Annotated in this window: 1 pseudogene; it reads left to right on the forward strand. The window is 77.5% G+C overall.

Going from position 1 to position 1,344, the window contains the following annotated elements:
• Nucleotides 1-1,344 (forward strand): annotated as a pseudogene (locus GXW79_RS21310) (AAA family ATPase); the annotation flags it as partial.

Raw genomic sequence — 1,344 nt, forward strand, 5'->3', positions numbered from 1 at the left:
GTTGGTCGCCGCCGAGGCTCGCGCGCGGCGCGCCGACGCGGCGCTGGCGCAGCTCGCCGAGGCGCATGATGCGGCCCTCGCTGACCTGGTCCCGGCGGCGACGCTCGCGGAGAGCCAGGCAGCGCTCGGCGACGCCGAAGCCCGGCTGGCCGAAGCAAAGGCCGCGCGTGCCGAGGCGGAAGCCCAGCGGATTGCCGCGGCGACCACCCTCGGCGCCGCGGAGGCGGCGGTTCTGGCGACCGAGCGGGACGCCAGCCTCGCCGACGACGCCCTGGCCGAGGCATCGCGCCGCCGGCAGCGCCTGGCCGATGCGCTCGCGACGCTGAATGCGGAACGCGCGGCCGCCGAGGCCGATTGCCCCTCCGCCGAGGCATTGGCCGACGCCGTGGCCCTTGCGGAATCCTCGCTGCTCGCGGCCGAGCAGGCGCGCGCCAACCAGGATCGGGCGGAGGTCGCACGCGCCGGTGCGCAGGCCGCCCATGCCGAAGCCCGGCGCCTTCTCGCCGAGGGCGAGGCACGGCGCGCGGCATTGAGCGCCGAGGCCACCGCATCGGGCGCCCGCGCCCGCCGCGCGGCCGAACAGCATGCGCGCCTCAGCGCCGAGCGCGCCGAAGCCGAAGCGACGCGCATCCCGCATGAGCGGCTGGAAGCGATCCGCGACATCCGCATCGCGGCCGAGGATGTTGAAGGTGCCGCGCGCGGCCGGTTGGAGGCGGCCGAGGCGGCGCGGCTCGATGCCGGCCAGGCCTTGGCCTCGGCGCGCAAGGCCATGGCCGAGGCGGAGGCCGAGGCGGGCATGCTGACCGCCGAGATCGAGGGCCTGTCGCGCCTGATCGGTGCCTCGGGCGGCACCGACGCGCCGATCGTCGATGCGCTGACGATGCCTCCGGGGCTGGAAGCGGCGGTGGCCGTGGCCCTGGGCGAGACGCTGGACAGTGCCGCCTCCTCGGCCGCGGTGCGCTTCTGGCGCGACCTGCCGAGCCTGGTCGCCGAACGCCTTCCCGGCGACGCGGTCCCGCTCTCGGCGCTGGTGGAGGCGCCCCCGGCGCTGCGGCGGGCGCTCGCATCGATCGGGCTGTTGCCGGAGGGGGCGGATGGCGACGCCTTGCACGCGGCCCTCAGCCCGGGCCAGAGCCTCGTCACGCGCGACGGTGCGCTGTGGCGTTGGGACGGGCATGTCGTGCGCGCCGGCACGCCGAGCGCCGCGGCCGTGCGGCTCGCGCAGCGCAACCGCCTGCGCGCCGCGATTGCCTCGCTGGCGGAGGCGATGGCGCGGGTCGACGGCCTGGGGGCCGATGTGGCGATGCGCGGTGCCGCCGAGACGGGTGCCCTGGCCGCGGAGAC

The organism is Plastoroseomonas arctica (assembly GCF_018128965.1).
In the GTDB taxonomy this organism is placed as follows: Bacteria; Pseudomonadota; Alphaproteobacteria; order Acetobacterales; family Acetobacteraceae; genus Plastoroseomonas; species Plastoroseomonas arctica.